General features: G+C 61.7%; 12 protein-coding genes. All 12 read right to left on the reverse strand.

Annotated elements, in window-relative coordinates; translation table 11 throughout:
• Positions 1-2,196, reverse strand: coding sequence for an ATP-binding protein (locus tag GA0004734_RS20560; RefSeq protein WP_092937481.1), 2,196 nt, complete (start codon positions 2,194-2,196; stop codon positions 1-3).
• Positions 2,193-2,705 (reverse strand): molybdopterin-dependent oxidoreductase, encoded by a 513-nt coding sequence (locus GA0004734_RS20565; protein ID WP_092937483.1) that lies wholly within the window; start codon positions 2,703-2,705, stop codon positions 2,193-2,195. The genes GA0004734_RS20560 and GA0004734_RS20565 overlap by 4 nt, the downstream gene beginning before the upstream one ends.
• A 417-nt stretch (positions 2,706-3,122) precedes the next feature.
• Positions 3,123-4,184, reverse strand: coding sequence for a LacI family DNA-binding transcriptional regulator (locus GA0004734_RS20570; RefSeq protein WP_092937485.1), 1,062 nt, complete (start codon positions 4,182-4,184; stop codon positions 3,123-3,125).
• A gap of 4 nt (positions 4,185-4,188) precedes the next feature.
• A complete protein-coding gene (locus GA0004734_RS20575; RefSeq protein WP_092938235.1) occupies positions 4,189-4,992 on the reverse strand; it encodes an ABC transporter permease in 804 nt (267 codons plus the stop codon).
• 53 nt (positions 4,993-5,045) lie between these two features.
• Complete coding sequence (locus GA0004734_RS20580; protein WP_092937487.1) at positions 5,046-5,867, reverse strand: ABC transporter permease; 822 nt, start codon at positions 5,865-5,867, stop codon at positions 5,046-5,048.
• 92 nt (positions 5,868-5,959) lie between these two features.
• On the reverse strand, positions 5,960-7,096 hold the full coding sequence (locus GA0004734_RS20585) for an ABC transporter substrate-binding protein (RefSeq protein ID WP_092937489.1): 1,137 nt from the start codon (positions 7,094-7,096) through the stop codon (positions 5,960-5,962).
• A gap of 24 nt (positions 7,097-7,120) precedes the next feature.
• Positions 7,121-8,278 (reverse strand): ABC transporter ATP-binding protein, encoded by a 1,158-nt coding sequence (locus tag GA0004734_RS20590; RefSeq protein WP_245292561.1) that lies wholly within the window; start codon positions 8,276-8,278, stop codon positions 7,121-7,123.
• Between the two features lie 116 nt (positions 8,279-8,394).
• Positions 8,395-9,744, reverse strand: coding sequence for a hypothetical protein (locus tag GA0004734_RS20595; protein WP_139056312.1), 1,350 nt, complete (start codon positions 9,742-9,744; stop codon positions 8,395-8,397).
• A gap of 332 nt (positions 9,745-10,076) precedes the next feature.
• The gene (locus GA0004734_RS20600; protein ID WP_092937495.1) at positions 10,077-10,340 is read right to left on the reverse strand and encodes a DUF6894 family protein; all 264 of its coding nucleotides are present in this window, start codon (positions 10,338-10,340) and stop codon (positions 10,077-10,079) included.
• 116 nt (positions 10,341-10,456) lie between these two features.
• Complete coding sequence (locus GA0004734_RS20605; protein ID WP_092937497.1) at positions 10,457-12,370, reverse strand: methyl-accepting chemotaxis protein; 1,914 nt, start codon at positions 12,368-12,370, stop codon at positions 10,457-10,459.
• Between the two features lie 148 nt (positions 12,371-12,518).
• Positions 12,519-14,171 (reverse strand): ABC transporter permease, encoded by a 1,653-nt coding sequence (locus tag GA0004734_RS20610; protein WP_175386573.1) that lies wholly within the window; start codon positions 14,169-14,171, stop codon positions 12,519-12,521.
• A gap of 41 nt (positions 14,172-14,212) precedes the next feature.
• A complete protein-coding gene (locus GA0004734_RS20615; RefSeq protein ID WP_092937501.1) occupies positions 14,213-15,190 on the reverse strand; it encodes an ABC transporter substrate-binding protein in 978 nt (325 codons plus the stop codon).
• Positions 15,191-15,242: the final 52 nt, after the last annotated feature.

Below are 15,242 nucleotides of genomic sequence, written 5' to 3' on the forward strand. Positions count from 1 at the left end.
CTACGCGGCAATGTGGCGCCGGTATCCGGCGACGGTCATTTCAAGTTCGTTCAAAAGCGTCTTCGACAGCGTGCCCTGCCGGAGGTTCTCAGAGTGATCGGCGACCTTCTGCAGGCCCATGCTGCTCGCAGCGCCCTTCAGCGTATGCAGGAGACGATCTGCGTCACGGCTGCCCTCCGTGGCGAGCGTCACATGCAGTTCGGCAAGCAGGGTGCTGGCGTCATCGAAGAAGCTGTCCAGCAGTTCATCGAAGGCGTCAGCCCCGAGAGCATCGACGATTTCCGTCCGCCGCAGTTCGAAGGCATCGTCCGCACACACTGGCGCCGCCGTGGGAGCCTGCATGTCCTCGGGCCTGTCGACCGCGGCGATAACCAAACGCAACTGGCGCATCGTCACGGGCTTCGACTGGAAGCCGGTCATGCCGGCCTGTTGACAGGAAAGCCTGTCGTCATCGGATGCGTTGGCCGTCATGGCGATGATCGGCGTCTGGCTGCACGGCCCAGCGGAGGCGCGGATACGGCGCGTCGCTTCGATACCATCGAGCTTCGGCATCTGCATGTCCATGAGAATCAGGTCAAACGGCTGCGCGCCTGCCCGTTCCACGGCCTCCAGCCCGTTGCTTGCGATGACGACCGTCTGGCCGAGATGTGCGAGGAAACCCGCAGCCACCTGCTGGTTGACGGCATTGTCCTCGACGAGGAGAATGCGCAGTGCCGGCAGGCTTTCGTGCGTATCGCGTGCGAGAGCCTGGGCATCGATGAGGCCAGGTCCCGCAGCGGGTGCAGGGATCTCGAACCAGAACGTGCTGCCTTCGCCTTTCCGGCTTTCGACACCGATCCTGCCATTCATCGCTTCCACGATCTGCTTGCAGATCGTCAGGCCAAGACCTGTTCCGCCGTAGTTGCGGCTGATCGATGCATCCACCTGCGAAAATGGCCTGAACAGACGCTCAAGACCTGCCTGGTCGATACCGATGCCCGTGTCCTTGATCTCAAATCGCAAAGCCGGCTGTCCGGCCAAAACGGCGGGAATGAGCCTGAGCGTCACGACGCCTTCGCTCGTGAACTTGATAGCGTTGCTCAGCAGATTGAGAAGAACTTGCCTCAGGCGGGTCGGATCCGTGGCAATGACCGCTGCCGGGAGCGCCGACGGCATCTCTAACACGAAGCGGTTGCCGTGCTCGGTGACGCGATCGCGAAGGATATCGACTGCGGCCGCAACAACGGCAGCGACATCGACGGCCCTCTCCTCGACGGTCAGCGTTCCATGCTCGATTTTCGCAAAGTCGAGGATCTCGTTGATCAGTTCGAGGAGTGACTCGCCGGAACGGCGGATCGTTTGCACGCCGGGGGCGACCATGGGTGGGAGCGGTGAAAGCTGCAGGAGTTCCGCCGTACCGAGGATGGCATTCAATGGCGTGCGGATTTCATGGCCCATGGTGGCCATGAACTGTGATTTCGCGCGATTGCCGGCCTCCGCATCGAGATAGGCGTCTTTCAGCCGGCTTGTTGCGCGTTCAAGGCTCAGGCCTGCCAGCCGCACCGTCTTCAGCTGCCGCCGGAGCGTGACGATCAGGAAGACCATGCAGCACACCAGAAGGATCACGAGGCCTGCCGACTTTGCCTGCAACCAGAGCACTTCATCACGCGCATCGGCACGGCCGATGCTGACGGTGGTATTGGAATAGAGCAGAAGCTGTTCGGTGTCTTTCGTGAGCAGGTCGAAGCCGCGAACGACGTCTTCAAGAACGGCGGGAGAGACAGGACGACCGGCCGCGAGGGCGTTGAAGACGCCTTCCCGATCGAGAACTCCCTGCCGGATCTCCGTGAGCAGCCCGCCGATCGTGGCGTTCGCCCTGAATTTCTGATCGAAGGATGCCTTATCGAGGATACTCATCCGGGAATAGAGAATGTCGTAGCGGGTGCTCAGCGCCTTCACGCGGACAGCAGAAAAATCCTTCTCCACGATCATCACGTGGAGCGTTTCGTGCAGCCGCCGCGCCTCGCGATCCAGCTGATAGACGGACCACAGGGCATTCTCGCGAATACCATCCTGCAGAGCGGAGTATTTCCGGGAAATATCAACGAAGAGGATGACCAGCGCGACCAGGAGCAGAACGGCAAAGACCTGGAGCACGACGGTCGCCTTGCTCGCCCGCTGCATGATGTCGCCGCTGCCCGGATCCAGATCGATCACTCGGTGACCTCGATCTCACGGATCTGCCAGACCGAACGAGAGAAGTATTTTTCGTTCATAAGCTCGGGCTTTTCGTCGAACGGATAGATCAGAAAAAGCGGCCCCTTGTCCCGAACCGACATCACCGCGCCGTTCATTCGTGTGGCCAGCATCGTGTCGAGATCCGTCGCATCTTCCATCGGGAGCTCGGCAGAATAGTCGTTCAGGGCCGTCAGCTTGACCTTGGTGCCATGCGCCCCTGCAGCCGTCAGAACAGAACGCAGGAGCGGACCCGAAAACGTTAGCCTGCCTTCTGTCCAAGGCGTTTCCATCTCGCCCGAACGTCCTGCCAAGGCCTCCAGCATCGGCAGGTCGAACTGCGCCTTGCCTTCCGCATTGGGATGATCGAGGCGACCTGTAACGGTCAGAATAACGTCGCCTCTCGGCACGTCGAGCGCGCGTGCAGAGAAGGGAAGAAGCGTCGAGGCCGCTGTTAAAAAGAGAGCAAACAGGGAGTTCCGGGTCGTCATCAAGGCTCCATGAGGATGCTGTTTCGTGAAGGCCGTACCATCGCCACGAACGCGTTTGTCGCGAGAGAGATCGACACTCCCAGCCACAGAAACGCCGTCCGTTTCGTTGGGAACGACGGATGCAGCCCCAACGAAACCTCACGTCGAACATTTGATTTTGGGCACCCGAATTATAGGGTGTAACTGTTTAAGGCAGCGTGAACGTTGCATTTGCTCATCGTTGCTGCGGAGGATCGTGCGACGATTTATTTTGAATAATTTTGGTTTAAATCGAGAACGCGCCTTAATACACGTAGAGATTGCCCTATTCGTTCTCACAACCACGTATCGCAGCCCATCTGCAGTCTGAAAGAGCCCAAGCCGGCCCGCTTTCAGGGTCGTCGCCCGCGGCTGCACGAAGCGGGAAACTCGGGAACTTCAACGAACGTTGTCATGCTCGTTCTCGCTGCGAATCGACGTATGCGGAACGAAACTGTGGCGAACGACGAGCGGTGCTGCAATTCGGACGCGGAGTGGCGGGTGGTGTGGCTCGGTCTGGCGGCGATCGATGAGCGCCACCGCAGTGTCGGCCATCTCGGTCGGGTCCTGCCGGAAGGTCGTCAGGCCGTAGCTGAGCCACCCGGCTTCCGGCAGATCATCGAAGCCGATGACGGAAAGGTCGTGAGGGACATGAAGCCCGGCTTCGCGCTGAGCGTGGTCGATGACGCCGAGTGCGAGGAGGTCGTTGATACAGAAGACGCCCTGTGGTCTTTCCCGCGCATCCAGAAGCTGGCGACCGGCATCCCGCCCGCCTGCGTAATCGGAATCGCCACCGCGCACCGCCAGAACGTGTGCGCCAAGGCGCCGGGCTTCCGCGCAGAAGGCGTTTTCGCGTTCGACGACGCTGGGCGTTGCCGATCGGGAGCCGACAAGGCCGAGACGCGTGAACCCGCGAGCGACGAAGAGCGACGCCGCCTGCCGTCCGGCCGATCCGTTGTCGATCTCGACATGATCCGCATCGGGCTCGGAACGGCCGATGACCACCAGCGGCTGACCGTTACGGCGCGCGAGATCGACGAAGGAGGCGGGCGGGGAGCCCGAGAGAATGATCGTCGCCTCCGCCCGATGGCCGAACAAAGCGCGCTGGGCAGCCAGCAGTTCCGCATCGGTCTGCCCGGTGTTGATCATCAGGGGGATGCTGCCGCGCGCGATCAGCGCCTTGGTCAGCGCGGCGGCAAGATGGGTGCGGAAGCCGAGTTCCGGCTTGGTCGCTACCAGTCCGACGAGGCGGCTTTTGTTGGCGAGCAGGCCGCGAGCGAGGTCGTTGACCTGATATCCCAGCGTCTCCGCCGCCACCATTACCTTGCGCCGCGTCTCTTCTGCAATGCTTGCCCCTGGTGTGAACGCGCGCGATACCGCCGACCGCGAGACGCCGGCAAGCTTTGCCACATGCTGGGCACTGACGAAGTCCTGTGTCTGCGACGGCTTGGACGGGCGCATGGGATCAGTGCCCCACCTTCGACAGGACGTCGGACTTCAGGAAGCGCTCGACCACCAGCATGAAGCCGATCGAGGGTACGAGCAGAACGAGCGCCGTGATGGAGGCGATCTGGTAATTGCCACCGCCGCTCGCGGTGTAGAGCAGCAAAGGCAACATGTTGATATCCGGTGCGCCGACGAAATAGCTGCCAGTGAATTCGTCGAGCGATTCGAGAAAGACGAAGATCGCGCTGGCCATCAGCCCCGGCATGGCGAGCGGCAGGGTGATGTCGCGGAACGTGTGGATGGCGGACGCGCCGACCGAACGGGCAGCCTGTTCCAGCTCGATGTCGACAGCAGAAAACGCAGCCGTTGCGATCCACACAGCAAAGACAAGCCCGTGCGTCATGTGGACGAGAACGACGCCGAGAATGGTTCCGTTGAGGCCGAGCTGGTAGAAGACGCGGGCGATGTTGACGTAGACCGGCAGGTTGGGAAAGGCCTGCGGCAGAAGGAACGCAAGCAGGATGAGACCCCGGAACGGCAGCTTGAGGCGGGCGAGCGCAAAGCCTGCCGGAATGGCCAGCGCCAGGGCCAGGATCACCGTCAGCATGGCGACGAGCACGCTGTTGCCAAGCGCTTCCATGGCATTGCCGCGGGGCGAGAATACCCGAGCCCAGAAACTGAAGCCGTAGCTCATCGGCAGAGCATTCGGGAAATACCAGCGTTCCGCGACGGTCCACAGGACGAGGTTGGTCAAAGGACCGAAGATTACGAAGGCGAGCAGACCCAGCACGAGCGCGCGCGGCAGCCACCAGAGATCGATCATCGGCAGGCGCTTGATAGAGGAGCGTGGTGCCGGCATAGCGTCGTTGCTGGTGCTCACAGAGTTTTCCTCACGCCGTGACGAAGATAGATCCAGGCGACGACCGATGTGATGAGCAGCGAAACGAGCCCGAGCGCGTTCGCGACCCCGTAGTCGCCATAGGCATTGATGCGGAACGCAATATCCGTCGTCAGCATGGTGGGGGATTGCGCGTTGATCATCAGGGGCACCGAGAGCACCGACATCATCGTGACGAAAGACAGGATCAGTCCGACCAGCAAGGTGGTCGCCACCTGCGGCACGACGATCTCGAACAGGATCCGCAGCCGTGACGCGCCGAGATTGCGCGCGGCCTCGATGGTCGAGCGATCGAGCGAAGCCATGGCGCCGGCGAGCAGCAACGTGACGAACGGCGTCTGTTTCCAGACGAAAGCGATGACGATGCCGCGCCAATCGAGGAAGCTTTCGGCCTGAAGCGGTGTGAGAATGCCAAGGCTGATGAGGACGTTGTTGAACAGGCCGTTCTTGGCGAGAAACGTGCGCAGGACCTGACCGGTGACGATGAACGGAATGAACATCGGCCAGCGATAAAGCCAGCGAAGGATCGCTACCGTCCGTGGGTTTTCCCCAAGGGTGAGATATCCTGCAATCGCGATGGAGAAGAGTCCGATCAGGACGGTCGACAGGCTGACGATCACCACCGTGAAGATGGCGTCCTGCGTATAGAGCTCGGTGGCTTTGACGAAATTGCCGAACCCGAAACCGTCACCAACCTCGAAAGCACCGACCACCGAGGCCACCAGCGGCACGACGAAGAGCAGCAGGATGACGGCGAGCGCCGGCGCGACGAGAAGCAGGCTCAAAGGTCGGTGGGACATGGTAACCACGGCATCGGAAATAGGGACATCAAGGGATAAGGAGCTGGCTCTGGCCGGCTCCCGTGTCGAATGTGTTTAAAGACGACGCAGGATCAGTTGCTGACCTGCTTCTCGTAGGCTTCCAGGATCGCATTGTTGTAGGGCGCGATCGGGAACGGCTTGCCCTTGGTGGCGATGTCCTCGGGCGAGATATCGGTGAAGAGCTTGTCCCAGGTCTTCTTGTCGAGTTCGGCCTGAACGTATTTCGCGTCGATGCCGGGATACCAGTTGAAGCGCGTGACGATGCCGTCAGCCTGAACCTTGGGGCTTGTCGCGAGCTGCACAAACTTCTCGGCAAGCGTCACGTTCGCGCTCTTTGCCGGAATCACGTAATGCATCGGCTGGCCAGGCATGCCGGGCGCCGGCAGCACGAGCTTGAAGTCCGGCGGCAGCTGGCCATTGGCCTGCCAGGAATAAAACATGTCGACCCAGACAGGACCCATGGCGATTTCGCCCCGGCTGAGCAGGTCCAGCGTGCCGGCATTGCCGGGCGTCAGTGTCGCGTTCTTGGTGAAGTCCTTGAGGCTGGCCAGCGCCTGGCCCCACTTCTGCGTCTCGCTCTCCTCGAACGGGCCGGTCATGAGGTTCTTCGCATCGCCCTCGCCGAAGGCATAGATCCAGCCCATGACGAAGCTGACGCCGGAGGCGCCGCCCTTGATGCCGTTGTAGCCGAACATCTTGGGATGTTCCTTGGCCCAGGAGACGATCTCCGGATAGCTCTTCGGCGGGTTTTCGACGAGGGCCGGATTGTAGGCGAGCGCTGCCTGGCTGTTGTACATGGGCATGACATAGCCGCTGACATCGCTGCCGAGCGCCATGTCGGCATTCGCCCGCGTGACGAGCGCGCCGGTGTCGATCTTGGAGCGGTAGGATTCGAGATAGCCGGCCTTGACCATCGGACCGGTGAACTTCTCATGCACCACCGCGACATCGGCATCCCATGTGGCGGTGCCGGCCTTGGACTGCGCCTCGAAACGCTCGACGATCTTCTGCGAGCCCGCGTCGCCCGGGCCGGTGCCGACGACGCGCACCGTGTTGCCGGGGTTCTGCTCTTCGAACAGCGGCCCGAGATATTCGTTGACGTAGTCGACCATATTCTGGTCGCCGGCCGTCATGACGGTGAGTTCTGCGGCCGAGGCCGATGGTGCTGCCAGGCTGACAAGCAGGGCGGCCTTGAGGATCGTTTTCATGGAAATGCTCCGGTGAAGGGTCGGTTAATTCGGCGATGCTTCCAGCAGGCGAGCCTCGTTCGCGGCCGTTGCGGGATGAGGGAGCGCGGCCGGGATGGTTCCGGCCGGCGCGTCGAAAAGGAAGAGGTTGTCGGGTGCGATGGTAACCTGAACGACGGCGCCGGGGGCGCAGGCACGCGGTGCATCGACCTGGATCATCTCTCTCCCGACACGGACGGTGTGGCGCCAGAGGCCGCCGGGATAGCTGACGTCGACAATATCGCCGGCAAGCACGAGGCCTTCGCCATTGGGAACACCGGCCAGAGAGCGCTCCTTAAGAATGGCGGCCTCCGCCCGGAACCGCACCTCGAGATGTCCTGTGGACAGCATGCGTTCATGTCTCGGCACGCGGCAGGCTGCATTCGACGCACCGGCGGGTATGACGATGGTCTCGCCATCCATACCGCCCGGAAGGATCAACTGGTTCTCTGCGCCCATGAAGGCCGCAACGAAGGCCGTCTGCGGGCGATTGTAGACGGCTTCCGGCCGACCCTGCTGCGCAATGCGCCCGGCGTTCAGAATAACGATGCGGTCCGCCATGACCATCGCTTCTTCCCGGTCGTGCGTGACATGGACCGTCGTGATGCCCAGCTTCTGCTGCAAGGCGCGGATCTCGTGGCGAACCTGAAGGCGGATCCGCGCATCGAGGTTCGACATCGGCTCGTCGAGAAGCAGGATCTCGGGGTTGATCGCGAGCGCCCGACCGAGCGCCACGCGCTGGCGCTGCCCGCCGGATAGCTCGGCAGGCTTGCGCGCAGACAGGCCCGTCAGCCCAAGCAGCCGTTCCATCTCGGTGACGGTGCCGGCGATGTCTGCGGCAGAGCGGCGGCGCAGCTTCAAACCATAGCCGATATTCTGGGCAACCGTCATATGCGGCCAGAGCGCGTAGGACTGGAAGACCAGCGCCATGCCGCGCCTGTCCGGTGGGAGCGTCGTGACATCGCGCGACCCCACGCGAATGGCGCCGGCAGCAGGCTGAGCGAAGCCTGCGATCGTGCGCAGCAGCGTGGTCTTGCCGCAACCGGACGAGCCGAGGAGAGCGACAAATTCCCCCTTGGCGATATGCAGATCGATACCATCGAGGATACGGTTCGCTCCGTAGCTGACGCTGATATTATCGATCTGGAGAAATATTTCCGACACTGACGTGATCCTCTGCACAGCTGTGCACGATAGGGTCGTTCCGCAACACTTTGATGACGCTTTAGGGCCGAGATGCGCGGAGCCCGATGCGAAGCGGGCACCAGCCTCCCCCTGCATCAGTTGCCGACATAGACGAAACGCACGGAGGACGTCTTGTCGTTGAACCCGGCCGCGTTCAGGTTCTGCTCTCCGGTGCCGGTGAACTCCTTGTAACGGTCGCGAAAGCCATCGTCGTCGTAGAGCCTGACGCGCCAGCCCGCGGGAATGCACCAACGCACGGCCGACGTCTTGTCGCCGAAGCCCTCGACGTTCTTGAGGTTGTCGTACCGTCGGAGCGTGTAGTCGGCATAATCGATCATCAGCCCGCGATCGCTGAAGTCGGAGTCGTCATAGAGTTCGGCCCAGGCGTACTGGATATCGGTCAGGCATTTCTGCTGCGGCACCGGGAAGATCGAGCGGAACTCCATCATCTTCACGCTGTTGCCAGGCCCGCTATTGTCGTGTTCGGAGGCGTAGACGAGGAGCTGGCCCGTGGCATCGACGAACACGCCGCCCGCGGCATCCATGTTGCATTGCGTATTGGCTCCCGTTCCGTAGTTCGGCGACGGATAGCCGCAATAAAGATGCTTCTTGGCAACCTTCGTCAGCACGATCTGGCCGTTCATATCGGTGACGCGGAAGAGGTCGAGCCAGTCCTCTCCGATGCCGATGACGACGGAGGTGTTCATGTGGGTGCCTGCGAGGAAAAGACTGCCGTCGCACTGCGTGATGAAGTGCAGGGACTGGTAATCGCCGAATTCGCTATCGCCGATGGTCGTCTGCAAGGCGCTTTCGTTCCAGGTGCCGACGCTTGAAAATGTCGTTCCCGACTGGCCGAGGTCGCTCGCGGTCGACCGGTAGAATTCGAGCGTATTGGCTGCGTTGCGGGCTGTGGCTGCAAGGAAGGTTCCGTCCCCGAGCTGCGTCAGCGACACGGAGCCCGCTTCTCCCGTCATCGTCGTGATACGCGGCGGGAGAAGCGTGATGTTGGCAAGGTCGGACATGTCGTAGAACAGCACCTGTCCCATGCCGCCGCTCAGCGATCCGTCGAGCGCGACGGCAAGGATATTGCCGCTGGACTGCAGCCCGCCCGAATGCGCATAATTGGAGAGGTAGGCCGGCATCGGCTGGTCGCCGACCATCTGGGCATTCACGGGCGCGGTCGCCGGATACGGGCTGGTGGAAAGCCGGTTCGACCGCCAGCGCTCGGCAACGCTGCGCGGCTGCGCCATGCGCACGAGCGAAAAGGGTACCGTTCCCCGGCCGTTGTCGGATCTGGAGATGACAAGGTAATTCTCGCCGTTGCCCGACAAACGCTGCAGCCCCTGCCAGTGGTGGTAGGACGCCGCATTGCCGACGGGGTCGCCGACAACGCTGAACCCCATGGGGTCGCCATGATCCCGCAAGGTGTTGACGGCGTCCGCCACGTTGGAAATGCAGCGGTTGCAGGATGACGATGCGCCTGTGCAAACCGCGCCTGTCGTGAGCGGCGATGCCGCTGCCATCGGCGAAAACGCCATAAGCTGGATAAGGAATGAAGGCATGCACAGCAGTGCAACGGCAGAAATTCGTCGTGTCGCCATCAGGATTGATCTCGATGTCCGAGTGAAGGGGTCATTTCAAGCTTACCCTTCAATCATGACACCTGAGCTACAGGCGCCGTTCCGCTGGCTCTGCCGCGGATCTGGCGACGGGCCGATTGCCGTGCGGAGCGCGCGAAAGCGCACGCATTCAGCCGGTCGGACGGGTAAGATTTACCTCATTGGCAGAACGAGAGATGTTTGCCATCGACCGGCGTCTCGCGGCAATCGTCTGTCGAGATGGTGGCGATCACGGTGCCTTGCTCGTCGGTAACGTCCAAGGAAACAGGCCAATCGCCAACGACAACGGCGGTATCGCGGGCAAAATCGCGCATGGCCGCGCTTGCGCCATGACAGGTCTGATCGGCATCGACGCAGAGAACGCCCTCGTCATCCTGTTTGAGAACGCCGTTTTCGCGGATGTTGAAGAAATATCTCTGCATTGTGCAGATCTCCTGTCGCAGGCCGATAAACAGCAATGTCTATCGCTCGGACATGAAACCCGCATGACGCTGCAACGCCGATCGGCGCACCGTGTAAACCGACTTGGCGTCCGGGTTTAGAACTCTTCCCAACTGTCCTTCAACGCTGCGTTTGCGTGAGATGCGGCCGACATGCTTCGGCGCACAGGTGCCGCCTTCAGGGTTGGAACAGGTGTCGATGCGACCCGGCCGGACACCACGGACATCGGTGCTCCAGTCCGCAACTCAAATCGCGCGATCAGCTGGCGAAGCTTGGCGCTCTCCGACGCCAGCGCCGCACCGGCAGCACTGCTTTCCTCCACCATGGCCGCGTTCTGCTGCGTCACCTGATCCATCTGGTTCACCGCCGTGTTCACTTCCGCCAGACCGGCAGCCTGTTCTCGCGCCGACGTCGCGATGGCGTTCATATGCTGGTTCACACTGACGATATAACCCTCGATCGTTCTCAGCGCCGTGCCCGTCTCGCTGACGAGTTTGACGCCGTTGGCAACATCGACCGTGGATGCCCTGATGAGATCCTTGATCTCCTTGGCGGCCTTTGCCGATCGCTGTGCCAGTTCGCGAACTTCCTGGGCAACAACGGCAAATCCCTTGCCGGCCTCGCCAGCGCGCGCGGCTTCAACGCCGGCATTCAGCGCCAGAAGGTTGGTCTGGAACGCGATCTCATCGATCACGCCGATAATGTTCGAGATTTCCGAAGAGGATTTCTCGATCCGCTCCATGGCGTGCACGGTGCTGGCAACGACTTGGCCGGACTGCTCTGCGCTGACTGTCGCGCTTGCAGCCGCACTTCTCGCCTCTTCGCTGCGCTTGGAAGCATTGGCAACGTTGACGGTGATCTGATCGAGGGCTGCTGCCGTTTCCTCCAGCGAGGCGGCCTGCTGCTCCGTTCGTCTCGAGAGGTCGTTCGTGCTGTCGCTGATCTCGCGGGTACCATTGTCCATGGCGGCTGTTGCCTGGGAGACGGCGGTCAGTGTTTGACCAAGCTGCGCGACCGCTTTGTTGAAGTCCGTCCGGATCGTCTCGAACTCCGGTGCGAAAGGTTCATCGAGAGATGTCGTCAGGTCGCCCTGCGCCAATCGATCGAGTGCACGAGCAAGCCCGGCCGTGGCGAAGCGCATCTCGGCAGCCCGCCGCTTCTCCTCGTCGGCGAGCCGGAGCCGGTTCCGCTCGCTCTCGGTACGCTGCGCTTCGGCCTCGTCCTCAAGACGTGCATTCGCAGCCGCATTCGCCCTGAAAACATCGACGGCCTTTGCCATCGCGCCGATCTCATCGCGGCGATCCTGTGCCGGCACCGTCAGGTCGATCTTGCCGCCGGCGAGTTGCCGCATGATGTCCGTCATCTCGACGATCGGACGGCCGAGGCCACGCGCCAGAACCATGCCGACGATAAACGAGATGAGGACGGTCAGGAGGCCTCCGACAAGAAGCGTCAGCATGCCGACGGCAAATGAAGCGCTGAGCGCCTCATTGCGGGCCAGGGATGCGGCCTGCTCCTGATCTGTCAGACCCTTCAGGACCTCGCGGATCCTGGTCAATCGAGCGGTCTTGGCAATGCCTTCACGCATGCTCTGCAGGGTCGAGGTGTCCTTCGCCAAGGAAAGCGCGCTCTCGATCTCGCGGTTGAACGTCGCCACGGCCTCCGGCAGCGACCTGACGATATCCGCATAGCCGCCAATGGAAGCTCGGTCTTGCAGCTCCTGAAGAAGAGGACCGACGGCGTCCCCGTATTTTTTGACCCGATCGAGGAAGTCCCCATTCGTGCTCGCCACGTATCCGCGCATCGCATTCTGCTGCTCGACGAGCGTCGCAAGGATGTCGGACGCGAGCTTCAGCACGCTCTGTGTCTCGTGGTTCTCCGCCGTTGCCCTCCTGATTTCGGTCAGTGACCAGAAGGCCAGTCCGCAGAAAAGCGATACGACGAGGACGATACTGCTGAAACAGACGAAGAGCTTTCGCGACACGCTCAGATTTTTCACAATGAGCCACATGAGTTTGCGTTAGATATGGCTGACACTATGGGCCATGGCTATTTCGGTTTGGTAAAGCTCGAAGCACATATCCGGAATTGACGGGCATAACCACACCAGCAAAGCGAAGGCCGGGAGACCGAGGATGCAACCGATCCGCCCCCCTCTTCTATTCTCCCCATGGAAGCGTTCCTTTCGGCAGCCATCCGCCGGTGGCTGTGACAATGACGGCCAGAGCCGTCACCAGGAACGTGGACAAAAGTGCGACCGCGGCAGCGGCTGTCGAATTGCCTTCATACTGCAAAGCGAAGATCATCACGCCGATCGTTTCGTTACCGGAGGACCACAGGAGGGACGAGACCGTCAACTCATTGAGCGCCGTCATAACAATGACGATTGCACCCGCCACGGCTGCCGGCAGAACGCCGGGAAAGAAGATCGACAGGATACGACGGGCAAGGCCCGCGCCCGCCACGCGCGCAGCCTCGTCGAGCGCGGGATCGGTCGACTGCGCAGCTGCGGCTATCGGTCTGAGCACCAGCGGCAGGAAGCGCGCGAGATAAGCGATAACGAGGATGGTCATCGTTCCGTAGATCGAGACACCGATGAACGGCAGGGGTTTCAGGAATGCGAGGATCATACCCAGTGCCACGACCGTGCCGGGGACAACCCAAGGGACCTCGATCGCCGTGTCGAGAACCTTCAGGACGGGATTTGAGCGCCGGATGCAGAGAAATGCGAAAGGAATGGAGACGAGCCCGCAGAGGAGAGCGGTCACACAGGCCAGCAGGAGCGAATTGGAAAAGGCGCGCCGCACGGCGTCGTTGTCGAACACAGCACGAAATTGATCGAGACTGACGGTATCGGCGCCGAAGGGGACGCCGACGGCCGGAAGAAGGGCCGTCATTGCGAGGGCTGCGAGCGGCACCAGCGCCAGCGCGATCACGACCAGCCAGAGCAGGACCTCGACGGCGGGCGCGGTCCGACGCGGGACGAAAGGGGCTCCTGCCGGAAGCGGCACGGCAAAGCGTTTCGTGACGAGATTGCGCGAGACGATTGCGAACGCGGCCATAAGGGCCAGGAGAAGGGCCAGCGTTGCCACCTGGCCGGAGGCAGCCGGACCGAAGCCGTTCAGACGCTGGTAGATTTGCGTCGTCAGCACGGGAATACGACCGGGAATGCCAAGCAGCGCCGGTACGCCAAAATTGCCGATCGCAGCAGTAAAGGCGATCAAACTGCCGGCCAAGACCGGCGGCATGACGATCGGCAGCACGATGCCGCGACCGATCCGACTTGGGGGAATGCCGAGGATGCGGGCCGCCTCGACCAAGTCCGCCGGCAACGCCCTGAGGGCCGCACGCACCGCGATAAAGACGAGGGGCATGTGCTCAATGCCCATCACGAAGGCGATGCCGCCTGTCGAGTACAGAGGATTGGTGGCGCCCGGTGGCGGCGCAAGTCCAAGCGGCTTCAGGATCGGCGATTGCGCTCCCAGGAGTTCGATCCAGGCAAGCGCCATGGTCTGGGATGGCACGATCAGCGGCATCAGAATGAGGAAGGTCAAAGCCGGTCGCGTCCGGAGCTTCAACAGGCTGACGGCAAAAGCGATGATAACACCGAGCAGGGTCGAGATGAGGACGGATAAGGCCGATGTCTGCAGGGTGCCGGACAGGGCGCGCACCGTGGAGCGGCTGGTGAGCGTGGACAGCATCAACCCGAGCTGCGTGCCATCTTCTCCAGGCTGCAAGGCATAGGCAAAGAGCCGCGCGAGTGGCCAGAGCGTCGTCAGCGCGACATAGACAAGAAGAAGGGAGACGAGCATGCGCTCGCCTCCTGTTGACGTCGGGCGAACCATCGAGCCGATCAGCCGCCGAAGAGTTCGGCAAACCTCTCCTTGTTTTCGGCGTCGGCCTTGAGCATGGCGGCGCTATCGGCCGGCAGGATCTTCAACGTATCGAGGGCTGGATAACCCTTCGGCTGGGCGATGCCCGGCAGAACCGGGAAATAGCCTTGCGCGCTGGCCTGCTCCTGGGCCGTCTTGGAGAGCTGCCAGGCGACGAAGATCTTGGCGGCCTCCACGGTATCCGATGCCTTCAGCACGGCGACCGGCTGCGTGATGGAGCTTACACCTTCGGACGGGAAAACGAAATCGACAGGTGATCCCTTCTTCTTCGCGTTGAGGGCCATGTATTCGATGATGATGCCATAAGCCTTTTCGCCACGGGCAACCGCTTCGATCACCGTGCCGTTGCCTTGTCCAGCCACCGCGCCCGCCTCGGCCAGCTTCTCATAATAGGCCCAGCCAAATTGCGGCTGTTGCGTCATCGTGCCCACATGGATGACCGCAGCGCCAGAATAAAGCGGGCTCGGCATGATCAAGCTCTTTGCCACGTCGGAGGCAAGCAACTCGTTCCAGCTCTTGGGAGCCGTCTTCACGAGGTTCGTGTTGTAGACAATGCCAGTGGTAATGACCTTGGTGCCGAAATAGGTCTTGTCGGCATCGATGAAAGCAGGATCGATATCCGCCACCGGCGCGTCCGGCATGGCCAGCAGGCGGTCGTCTGTCTTCAGCTGCGTCATGGCAACCGTATCGGCGATCAGGATCACGTCGGCAGGGCTCTTGCCGGCAGCATATTCCGCCTGAAGCTTCGCCATGATCTCCGTCGTTCCCGACCGGAAGAGTTCGACTTTGATATCGGGGTGCTCGCTGTTGAAAGCCTTGATGACATCCGTCATCTGATCCTGCGGCTGCGAGGTGTAGACGGTGATGGTCTCTTCGGCTTGCGCGTGGAAAGCCAGGCCTGCAAGGATCGTGGTGGCGAGAAGCGTGCGGATGAACATGGGAACCTCGCTTGAAAGCGCACGGGGCGGACGCGGCCCGCTTGGACGTGGG

The organism is Rhizobium sp. 9140 (genome assembly GCF_900067135.1).
Classification (GTDB): domain Bacteria; phylum Pseudomonadota; class Alphaproteobacteria; order Rhizobiales; family Rhizobiaceae; genus Ferranicluibacter.

Excerpts from the sequence above, each read along its gene's own strand:
- GA0004734_RS20565 (WP_092937483.1), bottom strand. The coding sequence starts at position 2,705 with ATGACGACCCGGAACTCCCTGTTTGCTCTCTTTTTAACAGCGGCCTCG.
- GA0004734_RS20570 (WP_092937485.1), bottom strand. The coding sequence starts at position 4,184 with ATGCGCCCGTCCAAGCCGTCGCAGACACAGGACTTCGTCAGTGCCCAG.
- GA0004734_RS20575 (WP_092938235.1), bottom strand. The coding sequence starts at position 4,992 with ATGATCGATCTCTGGTGGCTGCCGCGCGCGCTCGTGCTGGGTCTGCTC.
- GA0004734_RS20580 (WP_092937487.1), bottom strand. The coding sequence starts at position 5,867 with ATGTCCCACCGACCTTTGAGCCTGCTTCTCGTCGCGCCGGCGCTCGCC.
- GA0004734_RS20585 (WP_092937489.1), bottom strand. The coding sequence starts at position 7,096 with ATGAAAACGATCCTCAAGGCCGCCCTGCTTGTCAGCCTGGCAGCACCA.
- GA0004734_RS20600 (WP_092937495.1), bottom strand. The coding sequence starts at position 10,340 with ATGCAGAGATATTTCTTCAACATCCGCGAAAACGGCGTTCTCAAACAG.
- GA0004734_RS20605 (WP_092937497.1), bottom strand. The coding sequence starts at position 12,370 with ATGTGGCTCATTGTGAAAAATCTGAGCGTGTCGCGAAAGCTCTTCGTC.
- GA0004734_RS20610 (WP_175386573.1), bottom strand. The coding sequence starts at position 14,171 with ATGCTCGTCTCCCTTCTTCTTGTCTATGTCGCGCTGACGACGCTCTGG.
- GA0004734_RS20615 (WP_092937501.1), bottom strand. The coding sequence starts at position 15,190 with ATGTTCATCCGCACGCTTCTCGCCACCACGATCCTTGCAGGCCTGGCT.